Genomic DNA, 14,104 nt, shown 5'->3' on the forward strand with positions numbered 1-14,104 from the left:
GCACAGCCGGGCTCAGGCGGGCTCAGTCAGGGGCGTCGACTTCCAGGTCGAGCAGTCCGGGGGTCGCCGGGAGGGCTGCGCTCGACGGCGCGTCCAGGTAGAACAGGGAGGTCGAGGCGATGTCGTCACGGTTCTTGCGGTAGCGGTGCTTGAGGCCGTTGCCCTGTCCCGCGCCGATACCGAGGCACTGCACGGTCACGCGGAGGTCCTCCTGGAAGCGGACGGGGTCCAGGACGTGCCAGCGGTACATCCCGAACCGCTGCTGGCTGGCGTAGAGGCCGTCGGGCCGGAGGATCTGGTTCAGGCCGAGATAGGGCGTGGTGTACGCGGTGTAGCCGTGCGGCTTGACGTCGAAGTTCCAGGCGCCGCCGAAGTAGTCCTCGGTGCCGGTGCCGCAGATGGTGGGCCAGTCCTCGTCGCCGTCGAGGTAGAACTTCAGCTCGCCCTCGCCCCACCAGCCGGGGCTGTTGGTGCCCCAGGCGAGGTACGTGCCGACGTACTGGCCGGCGCCGGTGACGCCGTCGAGGAGGGTGTGGATGCCGGACTCGTCGACGGGGTTGCTGCGGCGCCACTGGGCGTGGAGGTAGGAGGCGTCGGCGGGGACGTCGGCCAGCTCGTAGTCGATCTGGTAGTAGAGCGTCATCTGCTCGGGGGCGAGGTTCTCCAGCGTGACGCGGGCGCGGCGGCGGAAGGGCATCGGCCAGTACGCGTTGAAGCCGCCGTTGGGGGCGACGGTGACGGGCACCGAGGAGACCTGGCTGAAGACGCTCCAGCCGTTGCAGAAGAAGTCGCCTAGCGGCACCTCGACGGCGGGGGTCTCGGCGCCGTCCCAGTAGATGCGCAGCAGGGTCTGCCGCCAGGCGGCGTGCGGGGCGGTGGTGCACCAGAGGTGGCGTATGGTGCCCGGCCCGTCGATCTCGGCGAGCACGGCGGTCTCGCCGGCGGCGATGTCGATGCTCGGGGAGACCTTCCACCCCTGGCCGAGCCGGCCGGCGGCCCGGGCGCCGGTGCCCTCGGTCGCGGCACCGCCGGCGCCCTTGGCGCCGGTGGGGTTCTCGGCGCTGATCGAGCGGGTGACGGCGGGGGTCGTACGGGCGAGGTCATCCAGGCCGAACGTGGTGCTCATGGACGCTCCGTTGTGAAATCGTTTTCGTACGAGGCTGACGAAGGGTCATCCCAAGTGCGCGCATAGCGACTGAGCGGGCTCCAGTGATGTGAGGCGGCCCCACCGGACATCCCTTGAAATCCATTTCACGCGAACGTAGAGTTCACGCCAGACGGTGTCAAGAGGTCCGTACGAGACCGTGGAAAACACCGTCCGCGCCGACCCGTCCACGTACCCGACCGGATGCCGGGGCCGCGCCGCGGGCTGCATCGCGGGACCGCCGGATACGCGTATCCGATGCCCCGAGGCGGTCCGACCGGGCCCCGGACTGGCGGAGAATGGGCGGCAGGGCACCGGACGCGCGGCCGACTCCCGCGCCTGCGTGAGAGGTTCAGGTAGCGGAGAAGTGACGACCATCAACGATGTGGCGCGCGCCGCGGGGGTCTCGCCGGCCACTGTCTCCCGGGTCTTCAACGGAGGCCGGGTCACCGCGGAACGCGCGGAGCGCGTCCGCAAGACCGCGGCGGAGCTGGGCTTCTCGCCGAACCGGGTGGCGCGGTCGCTGCGGATGCAGCGGGCCAGCGTCATCGGGCTGATCATCCCGGACATCGAGAACCCGTTCTTCACGTCGCTCGCGCGCGGGGTGGAGGACGCGGCGCAGCAGACGAACCTGTCGGTGGTGCTGTGCAACACCGACGAGGACGTGGACAAGGAGCGGCGCTATCTGGAGATCGCGGCGGCCGAGCAGATGGCGGGCGTGATCGTGGCCGCGGCGTCGCGGAACCGGACGGACCTGTCCGTGCTGGAGGGCCGCGGGATGCCGGTGGTCGCGGTGGACCGGCGGCCGCGGGGCGCGTCCGTGGACGCGGTGATGGTCGACAACCAGCACGGCGGCGAGGAGGCCACCGCGCACCTGCTCCGCAGCGGCTACCGCAGGATCGCGTGCATCGCGGGCCCGGAGGGCGCGTCCACGTCCGACGACCGGCTGGCGGGCTACCGCGCGGTGATGCGCGACCACCTGCGGGAGACGGACGGGGGCACGCTGCCGCCGGAGTACGTGCGGCACGCCGACTTCCGGGTCGAGGGCGGCCGGGCGGCGATGCGGGACCTGCTGGCGCTGCCGTCGCCGCCGGACGCGGTGTTCGTGGCGAACAACCTGATGACGGTGGGGGCGTTGCAGGCCCTCAGGGAGGCAGGCACGGAGCCGCCGCGGACGGGGGTGCTGTCGTTCGGCGACGTCCCGTGGGCGTCCCTGGTCCGCCCGCCGCTGTCGACGGTGCAGTTGCCGTCGTACGACCTGGGGTGGACGGCGGCGGGGCTGCTGCAGGAGCGGATCGCGGGGACGGAGCGCCCGCTGCAGACGGTGGTGCTGCGGACGGCACTGCAGGTGAGGGAGTCGACGTCGGGCCCGGGGACGGAGGGGGCGTAGCGCACGGCGGGAGGCGTAGCGCACGGCGGCGGGGTCGTAGGCCGCGGCGACGGGGGGACGCAGAACACTCTCCCCCGCAACCCCCGCCCTAGGGTAGGCCGCCCCTGTGACAACCGGGAGGCAACCGAAGCCTCGCGTACGACGCCCCGCCCACCGATGTACGCACGCGCACACCCTCGCGTACGACACCCCGCCCGCCGGCGTACGCGCGCGCCCCCGCAGCGCCCACGCCGGCCTCGCTACAGCAGCCCCAGCACCAGCCGGACCGCGTGCTCGATGTCCTCCCACTCCGCCGGCTCCACCCGCCCCGCGAAGTCACCCAGCCGCTCCGGGTCCACCGCCGCCATCTGCTCGACCAGCACCACCGTGTCCGTACCGGCCATCTCCACCCGCGGGTGGATCAGTCCGGGCCGCGCGCTCGTCGATGTGGGCGCCACGACGAGCGTCGACGTCGCCAGCGCCTCCGTCTGCAGTACGACCCCGTACCGCATGCCCCGCTGCGCGTGCCCCACCCGCTGTCTCGGCGCACGCAGGCGGAAGATGTCACCACGCACGCAGGTCGTCCATCTCCTGCCGCACCGCAGCCGCCTCCGCCGCGTACGCGGGGTCGAGACGCCATTCCTGCACCTCCGCCGCTGCCTGGCGGTACTGCTCGCGTACGTACGCCTCGTGCACCGCCTGCCTTATGGCATCGGACACCGTCACGTCGCGCATGCTCGCCAGCGCGTCGAGTTCGCGACGTGTGGTGGCGTCCGGGCGGAAACTGATGGTCTGTACGGTCATGAGACCAATGTAATACGGAACGTATTACGTCGCTTCCCCGTGGGAGAAGCCCTCCCGCGTCGCCGCAGCGGCGGATTCGCCGTGTCGACGTCATAATCGACACCCGAGTACGCCACCTGCTGTCCGCCCTCGCCACGGGAGTGACCTCGTGACCGCACCAGAGCAACACGCGAGCGTCCGTTACGTCGTCGACGACGTCGCGAGCGCCGTCGACTTCTACACCACCCACCTCGGCTTCTCCGTACGCACCGACGCGATCCCCGCCTTCGCCGACGTCATCCGCGGTCCGCTGCGCCTGCTGCTGTCCGGCCCCGCCAGCTCCGGCGCCCGCGCCACCCCCGCCGACACCGCAACCGCGGGCCGCAACCGCATTCACCTCGTCGTGGACGACCTCGACACCGAGATCGACCGGCTCCGCGCCGCGGGCCTGCCGTTCCGCAGCGAACTGGTCAGCGGTCCCGGCGGACGGCAGATCCTCCTCGCCGACCCCTCCGGCAACCTCGTCGAACTGTTCCAGCCCGCCCGGCAGCCGCCGCCGAAGTCGTCGTGACGGCCGGGCCACGCCAAGCTCCGGCCGCCGCGTCGCCAGCCCGCGCCCTCAGGCCCGCCGCCCCCCGCGGAGCGCCTACGTGTCCAGCAGCGTCCGCCACTCCGCCACCGACCGCGGCGACACCGGGCCCGACCAGCCCTCCGGGCGGACCGCGCCGCCGACATGGAAGGCGTCCAGGCCCGCCGCGCGGAGGCGGGGGACGTGGGCCGTGGTAAGGCCGCCGCCGGCCATGATGCGGGCCTCGTAGCCGGGCTGGCGGGCCGTCGCGCGGGCGGCCTCGGCGACCAGCACCGCCAGGCCGTCCGCGACGCCCTTCGCCGAGCCCGCCGTCAGGTACGTGTCCAGCCCCGGCAGCCCCGCGAGCTGCTTGCGCAGCGTGTCCCGGTCCGCCGCCCGGTCGATCGCCCGGTGGAACGTCCACCGGCACCCGTCCCCCACCGCCTCCAAAAGCCGCCCGACCGTCGCCAGATCCGGCCCGCCCGCCTCGTCCAGGAACCCGAGGACGAACTCCTCCGCCCCCTCCGCCCGCAGCGCCCGCGCCCGCGCCGCCAGCGCCTCCGCGTCCCCCGCCGCGAACCCGTCCTCGGCCCGCAGCATGACGCGTACGGGGATCTCCACCGCGGCGCGCACGGCGGCGACGGTCTCGCGCGACGGGGTGAGCCCGTCGGCGGCCATGTCCGTGACCAACTCCAGACGGTCGGCGCCGCCCGCCTCCGCGGCGGCGGCGTCGGCGGCGTTCAGGGCGATGACCTCAAGCAGCATTGGTCTAGACATGATGCACAGCCTGCCACATCGCGCAGAATGGTGACCATGCCCGCCCCCGGAGATAACCAGCACGCACCATCGGCGCCCGCGCCCGTGGCCCCGGCCCTCCTCGACCGCTGGACGGCCCTCCTCACCCGCTGCCGCTCCGGCGCGGCGGCCCCCGACCCCGTGCCGTACGGGAAGAACCTGCTGGAACGGTGGGGTGAGCCTCAGCGGCGCTACCACACCGCGGAGCATCTGGCCGCTGTCCTCGACCGCATCGACGAGCTGGCCGACCACGCCGACGACCCCGACGCCGTACGCCTGGCGGCCTGGTTCCACGACGCCGTCTACCGGCCGGAGCGCAGCGAGAACGAGGAGCGCAGTGCGCGACTCGCGCAAGTCGCCTTGGCGGAGGCGGGAGTTGAGGCCGAGCGCGTGGCGGAGGTGACGCGGCTCGTACGGCTCACGGTGACCCACGACCCGGCATCCGGGGACCACAACGGCGAGGTGCTGTGCGACGCGGACCTCGCGGTGCTGGCGGGAACGCCGACGGAGTACGCGGCGTATGCGGCGGCGGTACGGGAGGAGTACGGCTTCGTCCCGGCCGACGCCTTCCGCAAGGGCCGGGCGATGGTGCTACGACAACTGCTGGGGCTGCCCCGGCTGTTCCGCACGGAGACGGGCTACGCCCGCTGGGAGGCGGCGGCACGGCACAACGTGGGGACGGAGCTGGAGCTGCTGGGGGCGTAGGCAGGGCTGATGCGTTCTCGGTTAGTGAGACACCGAGCCTGGCTGGGTCAGGGTTTCCCGGCACCCGGTGCTGGTGCCGGGAACGCCACAACCCGCCCGCTGGGTTGCCGCGACTCGGGTCCGCCCCAGGTCTGGCCGACGACGAACAGACGGGGGTCGTCCCCGCGGCTGAGCGCGCAGGCGAAGGCGCCGCGATCCAGGTCGACTGTAGCGAGCACCTCACCGCCCTCGCGCACACGAACACAGTGCCGGTTGCCGACGTCGGCGTACCAGACGGCGCCTTCGACATCCATGCAGATTCCATCCGGGTGGTCGTCGGGTGTCTCCGCCCACACGCGCCGGTTGCCGAGGCCGCCGTGGCTGCCGATGTCGTAGGCGGTGAGCCGGTTCGCATATGACTCAGCAACGATCAGGGTGGCACCGTCCGGGCTGATCGCCATACCGTTGGGGAACGCGAGGTCGTCGGCAATTTGATCGACGTTGCCTTCCGGCGTGACGAGCACGATCAAGCCCGGCGCGAACTCACCGCCGGGAAAGTCGAAACCGATGGTGTTGACATAGGCGTTGCCCCGGTCATCGACCACGATATCGTTCCACGGCTTCTCCGAGACCTTGGAAAGGTCGGCATGCTGGACGAGTGATCCGTCCGGTTCATGGCGCAGCAGCCGTCGTTGCGCAGAGTCCACGACGAGCAGTCGCCCGTCGGGGAGGAAGTCGATGCACATCGGGAATGACGGGACGGTTACCACCACCTCATGGCGTCCGTCGGCGTCAAGCGCGATCACCTGGTTGGCGCCCCAGTCGGAGAACCAGAGTTGCTCGTTGTGCCAGCGCGGTGACTCGCCGAACACGACGCCTTCCATCAGGACCTCGGGTGCGCTCATCACGCGTCTCCTCTCGCTTCGTACAGGGGCAGACCTGCCCAGGCACCAGAACTCATCGCGGTCCGCACCGCGCTTCGGAGCCTGGGCTGATGCGTCTCAGGCTGCGAGATGACGTAGGTCGAGCGCGTGCTCGGGGCGTGACCGATAGTGGTCGGCGGCGGCAGCGATGTTCGCCCAGCCGGCTTGACGGATGAGACCGATGGTGAGGTTGCGCAGGGTCGCCATGACGCGGGGCGCGGCGCCGGTGCGTATGCGGGAGGAATCCTCGGCGAAGGTGACGTCTCGCAGGTGGTGCAGGGCCTCGACGGACCAATGCCCGCGGATCAGCGTGGCGAGCCGGGCGGGGCGGTAGCGGCGGCCTCGCACTCGTCTCGGGTCAGTCACCCGGTCCCACACCTCGGCCAGGGTGAGCAGGTCGGGCGGTTCCGCGGTCAAGCGCGGCAGCTCGACGTCCCCGCAGTGGCGCTGGAGGACATCGATCAGGGAGGAAGGCACGCGAACGCGACTCCTGTTCGTGATCAACGACATCGACAACGTTGATGATCAGGCGTCGTGTCTCTTGCCGGCGAACCAGACGCACCGCTCATAGCGCTTGCCGCCGAGCCACAGCTTCCCCGCGGCGTTCGCGACCATCGTCCCGAGCCGTAACGCCGCCGTCTCCGCGAGCATGAGCACCCTCCCCCTCGTCCCTCTACAGAGGGAACCACACGGGAGTGACAGCCGTGCCTACCCCACCGCTTTCACCGCGCCCTCGGCCGCCGGCTCGCCGCCGCACGCCACCAGCCTCGTACGACGCGCCGCCGACCGGCCCGCGACCACCGTCATCGCCACCGCGCCCACCGCCAGTACGGCGCCGGTCCACGCGGTGGCGGCGTAGCCGAGGCCGGCGCTGATGACGAGGCCGCCGAGCCACGGGCCGACGGTGTTGCCGATGTTGAACGAAGAGGTCGCCGTCGCGCCGGCGAGGCCCTGGGCGTCGCCGGCGACGTCGAAGATGCGGGCGTTGAGAGCGGGCGCCGTGGTGAAGGCCGTGGCGCCGAGGAGGATCGACAGGGTCACGATCGCCACCGGGTACTCGGCGAGCAGTGCGCACGCCACCAGCACGGCGGCGGTAGCGGACAGCCCGACGTACATGGTGCCGAAGCGGTACCTGTCCGCCATCCGCCCGCCGACGAGCGTGCCGAGGAACGCCCCGGCGCCGAAGAGCGCGAGCACGGTCGGCACCCAGCCGTCGCCGAGGCCGGCGACGTCGGTGAGGAGGGGGGCGAGGTAGGAGAAGAAGGAGAACGTTGCGCCTGCGAAGAGCGCGATCGTGGCCATGGCGAGCCACACCTGACCGTCGCGGTAGATGCGCAGTTCCTCGCGGAGCCGGGGCGGCTCGGCGTCGCCGGGCGTGCCACCGGGTACGAGCGCCACCACCCCGACGAGGGCGACGGCGGTCATGAGGGTGACCGCCCAGAAGGCGGACCGCCAGCCGAAGTGCTGGCCGAGCAGCGCCCCGCCGGGCACCCCGGCGACGTTCGCGACGCTGAGCCCGCCGACCATGATCGCCATGGCCCGTGCGCGGGCGCCCGCCGGAACGGTTGCGATGGCGACTGCGGCGCCGACGGCCCAGAACCCGGCGCAGGCGAGGGCACTGACGATGCGGGTGGCGAAGAGGACACCGTAGGAGGTGGAGACGGCCCCCACGATGTGCCCGGCCCCGAAGACGACGAGCAGCCCGACGAGGGTGGTACGGCGGGGGAGGCGGAGGGTGGCGGCGGCGAGGGTCGGCGCCCCGACGACCATGCCCACGGCGAACGCGGAGATGAGGAGACCCGCGCGGGGAATGGAGACGTCGAGGTCGTCGGCTATCTCCGGGAGCAGCCCGGAGAGCATGAACTCCGACGTCCCGAGGGCGAAGACGGCGACGCCGAGGACGTACACGGCGACGGGCAGGCGGGCTCCGGCCCGGGGAGCGGTCGGGGACATGAAGGAGGAAACGCTCGGTCGCCGGGGGAACATTCCTGCGAGCGCGGGGATCTCCTCACCCCGTTCTCCCTCATCCCGTCCCCGTCTTCCTCCCCCGTCTCCGCAGGCCGCCCTCCACCAGCCTCCGTAGCAGTTCCTTCGAGCCCACCTCCACCGCGCCCCGGCTCACCGCGTCCCCATACCGCGTCGACGGAATGTCGTAGTGGTCCCCGTCGAACGCCTTCCGCGGCACCCCCATCGACTCCGCGAAGGCGTGGAGTTCCTCGTACGACACGTCGCTCACCAGGTGCGACCACATCCGCCCGTGACCTGGCCACGTCGGCGGGTCGACGTAAATCGTCATCCGGCTCCCCCCAGGCTCCCCACCCGGGCCATCACCGCGCCCGTCCTGCCGCACACCCACCGCGGGTCCGGGCCCAATGCCGGTTCGATGTCCAGCGCGTGCGGGCCCGTGGAATCGACGTCCTCGCAGACGGGGCAGAGCGGCCATCTGCCGTACTTCTCCAGCAGTGCGTCCTGGACGTCCTGGGCCACCAGGCCGTCCAGATACGCCACGCCCTCGGGCCACTGCTCCACCCACCAGCGGCGGTGGACCACCGCGTCCTCGACGAAGGTGACCACGTCCGGCCCGGCCACATCCGCGGCGCTGAGGTCGGCGAGGATCAGTGCACGGGCGCGGTGCAGCGCCTGCTCCAGCCCTTGGTGCTCCATACGTCAATTCTCCCGCAACCGGCACCCGAGCGGCCGGGCCCGCGGCCGGGCCGGGGCCCGCCGCGGGGCCTGCCGGGGTTTTCCACAGGGCCGACGCGGGGGGTTGACTCGCCCTTCGTCGCGAAAATATCTTTCGTGTGTGAGCTACAGCGTGAAGGAAACTTTCACTCCTGACACCCCGACCGGACCCGCGCCGCCCGCGCCCGCCGCCCTCGCGGCCAAGGTGCGCACGGTCGCGCCGTCCATGACGCGTTCCATGCAGCGCGTTGCCGAGGCCGTCGCCGGTGACCCGGCCGGCTGTGCCGCGCTCACCGTCACCGGCCTCGCGGAGCGCACCGGCACGTCGGAGGCCACCGTCGTGCGGACGGCGCGGCTGCTCGGCTATCCCGGGTATCGCGATCTCCGGCTGGCCCTCGCCGCCGCCGCCGCGCAGCAGGAGGCGGGGCGGGCGCCGTCGGTCACCGCGGACATAGCGGTGGACGATTCGATGGCCGACGTCATCGCCAAGCTCGCGCGGGACGAGCAGCAGGCCCTCGCGGACACCGCGGCCGGGCTCGACCCCGTGCAGTTGGAGGCGGCGATCGCCGCCATGGCCACCGCCCGGCGCATCGATGTGTACGGCATCGGCGCGTCGAACCTCGTGGGCCAGGACCTGGTCCAGAAGCTGCTGCGGATCGGCGTCGTGGCGCACGCCTCGCCCGACCCGCACCTGGCCGTGACCAATGCCGTCCAACTGCGCGCGGGCGACGTGGCCATCGCGATCACGCACTCGGGCCGCACGGTCGACGTCATAGAGCCGCTGCGGGTCGCGTTCGACCACGGGGCGACGACCGTGGCGATCACCGGCCGCCCGGACGGCCCCGTCGCGTCGTACGCCGATCACATACTCACCACGTCCACGGGTCGCGAGAGCGAGCTGCGGCCGGCGGCCATGTCCAGCCGGACGGGCCAGCTGCTGGTCGTGGACTGTCTCTTCATAGGCGTGGCCCAGCGGACGTACGAACGGGCCGCGCCGGCGCTCGCCGCCTCGTACGAGGCGCTGGCCCACCGGCACAGCCCGCTCCGCCCGCGGTCCTGACCCCGCCCGGCGACTCCCGACGACGACCGATGCACCGGCGACCCGCCCTCCGTCCAGGCGCGGACCCCGCCCACGGCACCGGCCGCGCCGGAGAACGCGGACGAGTCGGATCTGTCGGATACGCCGGGCGTACGGGCTCAGCCCCGCGCGCCGGAGGCGTCCCCCGCGCCACCCGCACCACGCACCGCCCCCGCGCCACGCACGCCCCGCACCGACGTACGACGCCGGCGCCGACGCCGCCCGGTGGCCCGGCGCGCCCCGCGCGCCTGGCGCCCGTGGCGGCGGTCCGACCGCCGGCGACCGCACCACGCAAGCCGCCGTGACCGACCCCACCGCCGCGTGCGCGCACCGCCCACCGCGCGCCACGCACCGTATGGAAAGAGCCGCTCCGACATGCCCTCTCCCTCAGCAGACATCCGCCGGGAGCTGGAAAACCTGACCACCGAGGCGTTCCGTCCCGAGCTGGCAGAGATCGACCGTCTCTCCAGCCTGGAGATCGCCGGAATCATGAACGAGGAGGACAGCGGGGTCCCGGGCGCTGTCGCCACGCAACTGCCGCGGATCGCCGCCGCCATCGACGAGATCGCCGAGCGCATGGCCCGCGGCGGCAGACTGTTCTATCTGGGCGCCGGCACCGCGGGCCGGCTCGGGGTGCTGGACGCCAGCGAGTGCCCGCCGACGTTCAACACCGACCCGTCGCAGGTCGTCGGCATGATCGCCGGTGGTGACGTGGCGCTGCGGACCTCCACGGAGGGCGCGGAGGACAGCGAGGAGCTGGCCGCGGCCGACCTGGCGGCGGCGGAGCTGGGGCCCGACGACGCGGTCGTCGGCATCTCGGCCTCCGGCCGCACGCCGTACGCCGTCGGCGGTGTGACGTACGCCCGCGGTCTGGGGGCGCTGACCGTCGGGCTGTCCTGCAACGCCGGTTCGCCGCTGGGCGCCGCCGCGCAGCACGCCATCGAGGTCGTCGTGGGCCCCGAGCTGATCGCGGGGTCGACGCGGCTGAAGGCGGGCACGGCGCAGAAGCTCGTGCTCAACATGCTGTCGACGATCACGATGATCCGGCTCGGCAAGACGTACGGGAACCTGATGGTCGACGTGCGCGCCTCCAACGAGAAGCTGCGGGCCCGTTCGCGGCGCATCGTCGCACTGGCGACGGGCGCGGGCGACGAGGAGGTGGAGGCCGCCCTCGCCGAGACCCACGGCGAGGTGAAGAACGCGATCCTCACCATCCTCGGCGGCGTGGACGGCAGCACGGCGGAGCGCCTGCTCGACGCCTCACACGGTCACCTGCGAGTCGCCCTGAAGTCCGCGACCGACGTGAGCTGAGCCCGGCGGTGTCGGCAAGGGGTCGTTGACCGGAGGGTGCCCCGGTCGGCGCCGGCCGGGGGCACCCGGCCGCCCCTCCCCCGCCGCACCCGCGGGCTGCCGCCGCCGCATGCCCACGCACCGCCGCCGCGTGCCCACACGCCCGAGGGCGGCACCCCCTGCGGGGTACCGCCCTCGGTTCGTCAGCCCGTCCGCCGTCCGCCGCGGCCGCGGCGGACGTACGGACTTCGCGATCCCGATCAGAAGTCCATGTCGCCGCCGGGCATACCGCCCCCGGCCGCGGCCTTCTCCTTCTCCGGCTTGTCGGCGACGACGGCCTCGGTGGTGAGGAAGAGGCCCGCGATCGACGCCGCGTTCTGCAGCGCGGAGCGGGTCACCTTGGCCGGGTCGAGGATGCCCTCGGCGATCATGTCGACGTACTCGCCGCTGGCGGCGTTGAGCCCGTGACCGGCGGTCAGGTTGCGCACCTTCTCCACCACGACGCCGCCCTCGAGGCCGGCGTTGACCGCGATCTGCTTCAGCGGGGCCTCCAGGGCCAGCTTCACGGCGGACGCGCCGGTGGCCTCGTCGCCCTGGAGCTCCAGCTTCTCGAAGACGTGGCCGGCCTGCAGCAGGGCCACGCCGCCACCGGCGACGATGCCCTCCTCGACGGCCGCCTTCGCGTTGCGCACGGCGTCCTCGATGCGGTGCTTGCGCTCCTTCAGCTCGACCTCGGTCGCGGCGCCGGCCTTGATGACGGCCACGCCGCCGGCCAGCTTGGCGAGCCGCTCCTGCAGCTTCTCGCGGTCGTAGTCGGAGTCGCTGGCGTCGATCTCGGCCCGGATCTGGTTGACCCGGCCCTGGACCTGCTCGCTGTCGCCCGAGCCGTCGACGATGGTGGTCTCGTCCTTGGTGATGACGACCTTGCGGGCGCGGCCCAGCAGGTCGAGCGTGGCGCTCTCCAGCTTGAGGCCGACCTCCTCGGAGATGACCTGGCCACCGGTGAGGATGGCGATGTCGCCGAGCATGGCCTTGCGGCGGTCGCCGAAGCCCGGGGCCTTGACGGCGACGGACTTGAAGGTGCCGCGGATCTTGTTCACCACGAGGGTGGACAGGGCCTCGCCCTCGACGTCCTCGGCGATGATCAGCAGCGGCTTGCCCGACTGCATGACCTTCTCCAGGAGCGGCAGCAGGTCCTTGACCGCGCTGATCTTGGAGTTGGCGATGAGGATGTACGGGTCCTCGAGCTCCGCCTCCATGCGCTCCATGTCGGTGGCGAAGTAGGCGGAGATGTAGCCCTTGTCGAAGCGCATGCCCTCGGTGAGCTCCAGCTCGAGCCCGAAGGTCTGCGACTCCTCGACGGTGATGACGCCTTCCTTGCCGACCTTGTCCATGGCCTCGGCGATCAGCTCGCCGATCTGGACGTCGCCGGCGGAGATGGAGGCGGTGGAGGCGATCTGCTCCTTGGTCTCCACGTCCTTGGCCTGCTCCAGCAGGGCGGCGGAGACGGCCTCGGTGGCCTTCTCGATGCCGCGCTTCAGCGCCATCGGGTTGGCGCCGGCGGCCACGTTGCGCAGGCCCTCCTTGACCAGGGCCTGGGCCAGGACGGTCGCGGTCGTCGTGCCGTCACCGGCGACGTCGTCCGTCTTCTTCGCGACCTCCTTGACCAGCTCGGCGCCGATCTTCTCGTACGGATCCTCGAGCTCGATCTCCTTGGCGATGGAGACACCGTCGTTCGTGATCGTGGGGGCGCCCCACTTCTTCTCAAGGACGACGTTCCGGCCCTTGGGGCCGAGGGTGACGCGGACGGCGTCGGCGAGCTGGTTCATGCCGCGCTCGAGGCCGCGCCGCGCCTCCTCGTCGAACGCGATGGTCTTGGCCATTGTGTTGAGTCCTCCCGGACAGGGGGGTCGTCTGTGTCCGGACCGCGCTGGCGCCCGCGACGGACGGTCCGCGACCCGCGTGGTTCCCTCCCACCCGGCGTGCGGACCTCACCGAACCGGTCCCGTGCTGTCACTCTCACGGGGAGAGTGCTAACGCCAATGATTAGCACTCGCCCCCTGCGAGTGCAAGCGGGTAGGGGCTTCTCATGCGCAGAGCGGAACCGGACCGCGGCACCGCACAACAGGCGGCGGAGGACGCGGACAGGGGCGGACATGGGCGGATACGGGGAGCGGGCAGGGGCGGAGCACGGACAGCAGAGGGCCCGCACCCCGGGGGGTGCGGGCCGTCGCGAGTCGTCCGTGGTCGATGCCCGGCGCTCAGCCGCTGACGCGGACCATGTCTGCCTGCGGCCCCTTCTGGCCCTGCGAGATCTCGAACTCGACCCGCTGGCCTTCCTCGAGGGTGCGGTATCCGTCCATCTGAATCGCGCTGTAGTGGACGAAGACATCCGCACCACCGTCGACCGCGATGAAGCCGTACCCCTTCTCCGCGTTGAACCACTTGACGGTGCCCTGAGCCATTCCAAACTCCCCTATTGCTGGCCCTTACACAGGACCGCACTCCGCGGACCCGGGTCAGACCTCACCCCCGGATACACGCCGGGGCGTGCGCCGGAACGCGTCGACCGCGGCTGAATGTATCCGCACAGATGCCCAGTGCAACAGGTCAATCGGACGAGAATTCTACGGACACGCGATCGGCATTTTTCCGATCAATTTCCGCCATTCCATGACAACTCGGGCAGGGCATAACTCACCATCACGACAATTAACTCTCCGCATTTGCGCGGAACTTGTCGCGTTCTCATATGCGTGGAGCATGGGCCACGAGGGGGGAACGCCCC

The 14,104-nt window shown here is 71.8% G+C and carries 17 protein-coding genes; 5 read left to right on the plus strand and 12 right to left on the minus strand.

Annotation, left to right across the window (positions count from 1 at the left end):
- Nucleotides 1-22: 22 nt before the first annotated feature.
- Nucleotides 23-1,126, minus strand: a complete 1,104-nt coding sequence (locus FB457_RS19095) for a glycoside hydrolase family 172 protein (protein WP_047017353.1) — start codon at nucleotides 1,124-1,126, stop codon at nucleotides 23-25.
- A 385-nt stretch (nucleotides 1,127-1,511) separates the two neighbouring features.
- Between FB457_RS19095 and FB457_RS19100 the strand changes: the two genes are divergently transcribed.
- Nucleotides 1,512-2,534: a LacI family DNA-binding transcriptional regulator gene (locus FB457_RS19100; protein ID WP_047017352.1), complete on the plus strand. Its 1,023-nt coding sequence runs from the start codon at nucleotides 1,512-1,514 to the stop codon at nucleotides 2,532-2,534.
- A gap of 239 nt (nucleotides 2,535-2,773) precedes the next feature.
- Here the strand turns inward: FB457_RS19100 and FB457_RS19105 are convergent, their stop codons facing one another.
- Together FB457_RS19105 and FB457_RS19110 are read right to left on the minus strand one after the other, a co-directional pair.
- On the minus strand, nucleotides 2,774-3,088 hold the full coding sequence (locus FB457_RS19105; RefSeq protein ID WP_047017351.1) for a type II toxin-antitoxin system PemK/MazF family toxin: 315 nt from the start codon (nucleotides 3,086-3,088) through the stop codon (nucleotides 2,774-2,776).
- Nucleotides 3,078-3,317, minus strand: coding sequence for a ribbon-helix-helix protein, CopG family (locus FB457_RS19110; RefSeq protein WP_047017350.1), 240 nt, complete (start codon nucleotides 3,315-3,317; stop codon nucleotides 3,078-3,080). Before FB457_RS19110 ends, FB457_RS19105 begins: the two co-directional genes overlap by 11 nt.
- Before the next feature lie 148 nt (nucleotides 3,318-3,465).
- Between FB457_RS19110 and FB457_RS19115 the strand changes: the two genes are divergently transcribed.
- Nucleotides 3,466-3,867 carry a VOC family protein gene (locus tag FB457_RS19115; RefSeq protein ID WP_047017349.1) on the plus strand — a complete coding sequence of 134 codons (402 nt, stop codon included), beginning with the start codon at nucleotides 3,466-3,468 and terminating at the stop codon, nucleotides 3,865-3,867.
- A 75-nt stretch (nucleotides 3,868-3,942) separates the two neighbouring features.
- On the opposite strand, the gene FB457_RS19120 is transcribed toward FB457_RS19115, so the two are convergent.
- On the minus strand, nucleotides 3,943-4,641 hold the full coding sequence (locus FB457_RS19120; RefSeq protein WP_240662389.1) for a copper homeostasis protein CutC: 699 nt from the start codon (nucleotides 4,639-4,641) through the stop codon (nucleotides 3,943-3,945).
- A gap of 36 nt (nucleotides 4,642-4,677) precedes the next feature.
- Between FB457_RS19120 and FB457_RS19125 the strand changes: the two genes are divergently transcribed.
- Nucleotides 4,678-5,364: an HD domain-containing protein gene (locus FB457_RS19125; RefSeq protein ID WP_486589073.1), complete on the plus strand. Its 687-nt coding sequence runs from the start codon at nucleotides 4,678-4,680 to the stop codon at nucleotides 5,362-5,364.
- A 47-nt stretch (nucleotides 5,365-5,411) separates the two neighbouring features.
- Here the strand turns inward: FB457_RS19125 and FB457_RS19130 are convergent, their stop codons facing one another.
- The 6 genes from FB457_RS19130 to FB457_RS19150 form a co-directional block, all read right to left on the minus strand.
- The gene (locus FB457_RS19130) at nucleotides 5,412-6,248 is read right to left on the minus strand and encodes an SMP-30/gluconolactonase/LRE family protein (RefSeq protein WP_047017346.1); all 837 of its coding nucleotides are present in this window, start codon (nucleotides 6,246-6,248) and stop codon (nucleotides 5,412-5,414) included.
- 96 nt (nucleotides 6,249-6,344) lie between these two features.
- Nucleotides 6,345-6,743 carry a hypothetical protein gene (locus FB457_RS35290; protein WP_078898392.1) on the minus strand — a complete coding sequence of 133 codons (399 nt, stop codon included), beginning with the start codon at nucleotides 6,741-6,743 and terminating at the stop codon, nucleotides 6,345-6,347.
- Between the two features lie 48 nt (nucleotides 6,744-6,791).
- Nucleotides 6,792-6,917: a hypothetical protein gene (locus FB457_RS36270; protein ID WP_486589074.1), complete on the minus strand. Its 126-nt coding sequence runs from the start codon at nucleotides 6,915-6,917 to the stop codon at nucleotides 6,792-6,794.
- A 57-nt stretch (nucleotides 6,918-6,974) separates the two neighbouring features.
- On the minus strand, nucleotides 6,975-8,219 hold the full coding sequence (locus FB457_RS19140; protein WP_047017345.1) for a Cmx/CmrA family chloramphenicol efflux MFS transporter: 1,245 nt from the start codon (nucleotides 8,217-8,219) through the stop codon (nucleotides 6,975-6,977).
- 70 nt (nucleotides 8,220-8,289) lie between these two features.
- Nucleotides 8,290-8,562, minus strand: a complete 273-nt coding sequence (locus FB457_RS19145) for a DUF4031 domain-containing protein (RefSeq protein ID WP_047017344.1) — start codon at nucleotides 8,560-8,562, stop codon at nucleotides 8,290-8,292.
- Nucleotides 8,559-8,930, minus strand: a complete 372-nt coding sequence (locus tag FB457_RS19150; RefSeq protein WP_047017343.1) for a hypothetical protein — start codon at nucleotides 8,928-8,930, stop codon at nucleotides 8,559-8,561. Before FB457_RS19150 ends, FB457_RS19145 begins: the two co-directional genes overlap by 4 nt.
- 139 nt (nucleotides 8,931-9,069) lie before the next feature.
- Here FB457_RS19150 and FB457_RS19155 point away from each other — a divergent pair, with 139 nt between their 5' ends.
- Both FB457_RS19155 and murQ read left to right on the plus strand, forming a co-directional pair.
- Entirely contained in the window at nucleotides 9,070-10,008 is a 939-nt protein-coding gene (locus tag FB457_RS19155) for a MurR/RpiR family transcriptional regulator (protein WP_018839736.1), read from the plus strand.
- Nucleotides 10,009-10,401: 393 nt separating this feature from the next.
- Complete coding sequence (gene murQ, locus FB457_RS19160) at nucleotides 10,402-11,337, plus strand: N-acetylmuramic acid 6-phosphate etherase (RefSeq protein WP_047017342.1); 936 nt, start codon at nucleotides 10,402-10,404, stop codon at nucleotides 11,335-11,337.
- Nucleotides 11,338-11,576: 239 nt separating this feature from the next.
- Here murQ and groL read toward each other — a convergent pair whose 3' ends face one another.
- Both groL and FB457_RS19170 read right to left on the minus strand, forming a co-directional pair.
- A complete protein-coding gene (gene groL / locus FB457_RS19165; protein ID WP_047017341.1) occupies nucleotides 11,577-13,199 on the minus strand; it encodes a chaperonin GroEL in 1,623 nt (540 codons plus the stop codon).
- Between the two features lie 378 nt (nucleotides 13,200-13,577).
- Nucleotides 13,578-13,781, minus strand: coding sequence for a cold-shock protein (locus tag FB457_RS19170; protein WP_018839739.1), 204 nt, complete (start codon nucleotides 13,779-13,781; stop codon nucleotides 13,578-13,580).
- Nucleotides 13,782-14,104: the final 323 nt, after the last annotated feature.

The organism is Streptomyces sp. CNZ287, from assembly GCF_007827615.1.

Excerpts from the sequence above, each read along its gene's own strand:
- FB457_RS19095 (WP_047017353.1), bottom strand. The coding sequence starts at position 1,126 with ATGAGCACCACGTTCGGCCTGGATGACCTCGCCCGTACGACCCCCGCC.
- FB457_RS19110 (WP_047017350.1), bottom strand. The coding sequence starts at position 3,317 with ATGACCGTACAGACCATCAGTTTCCGCCCGGACGCCACCACACGTCGC.
- FB457_RS19120 (WP_240662389.1), bottom strand. The coding sequence starts at position 4,641 with ATGTCTAGACCAATGCTGCTTGAGGTCATCGCCCTGAACGCCGCCGAC.
- FB457_RS19125 (WP_486589073.1), top strand. The coding sequence starts at position 4,678 with ATGCCCGCCCCCGGAGATAACCAGCACGCACCATCGGCGCCCGCGCCC.
- FB457_RS19130 (WP_047017346.1), bottom strand. The coding sequence starts at position 6,248 with ATGAGCGCACCCGAGGTCCTGATGGAAGGCGTCGTGTTCGGCGAGTCA.
- FB457_RS36270 (WP_486589074.1), bottom strand. The coding sequence starts at position 6,917 with ATGCTCGCGGAGACGGCGGCGTTACGGCTCGGGACGATGGTCGCGAAC.
- FB457_RS19140 (WP_047017345.1), bottom strand. The coding sequence starts at position 8,219 with ATGTCCCCGACCGCTCCCCGGGCCGGAGCCCGCCTGCCCGTCGCCGTG.
- FB457_RS19145 (WP_047017344.1), bottom strand. The coding sequence starts at position 8,562 with ATGACGATTTACGTCGACCCGCCGACGTGGCCAGGTCACGGGCGGATG.
- FB457_RS19150 (WP_047017343.1), bottom strand. The coding sequence starts at position 8,930 with ATGGAGCACCAAGGGCTGGAGCAGGCGCTGCACCGCGCCCGTGCACTG.
- murQ (WP_047017342.1), top strand. The coding sequence starts at position 10,402 with ATGCCCTCTCCCTCAGCAGACATCCGCCGGGAGCTGGAAAACCTGACC.
- groL (WP_047017341.1), bottom strand. The coding sequence starts at position 13,199 with ATGGCCAAGACCATCGCGTTCGACGAGGAGGCGCGGCGCGGCCTCGAG.
- FB457_RS19170 (WP_018839739.1), bottom strand. The coding sequence starts at position 13,781 with ATGGCTCAGGGCACCGTCAAGTGGTTCAACGCGGAGAAGGGGTACGGC.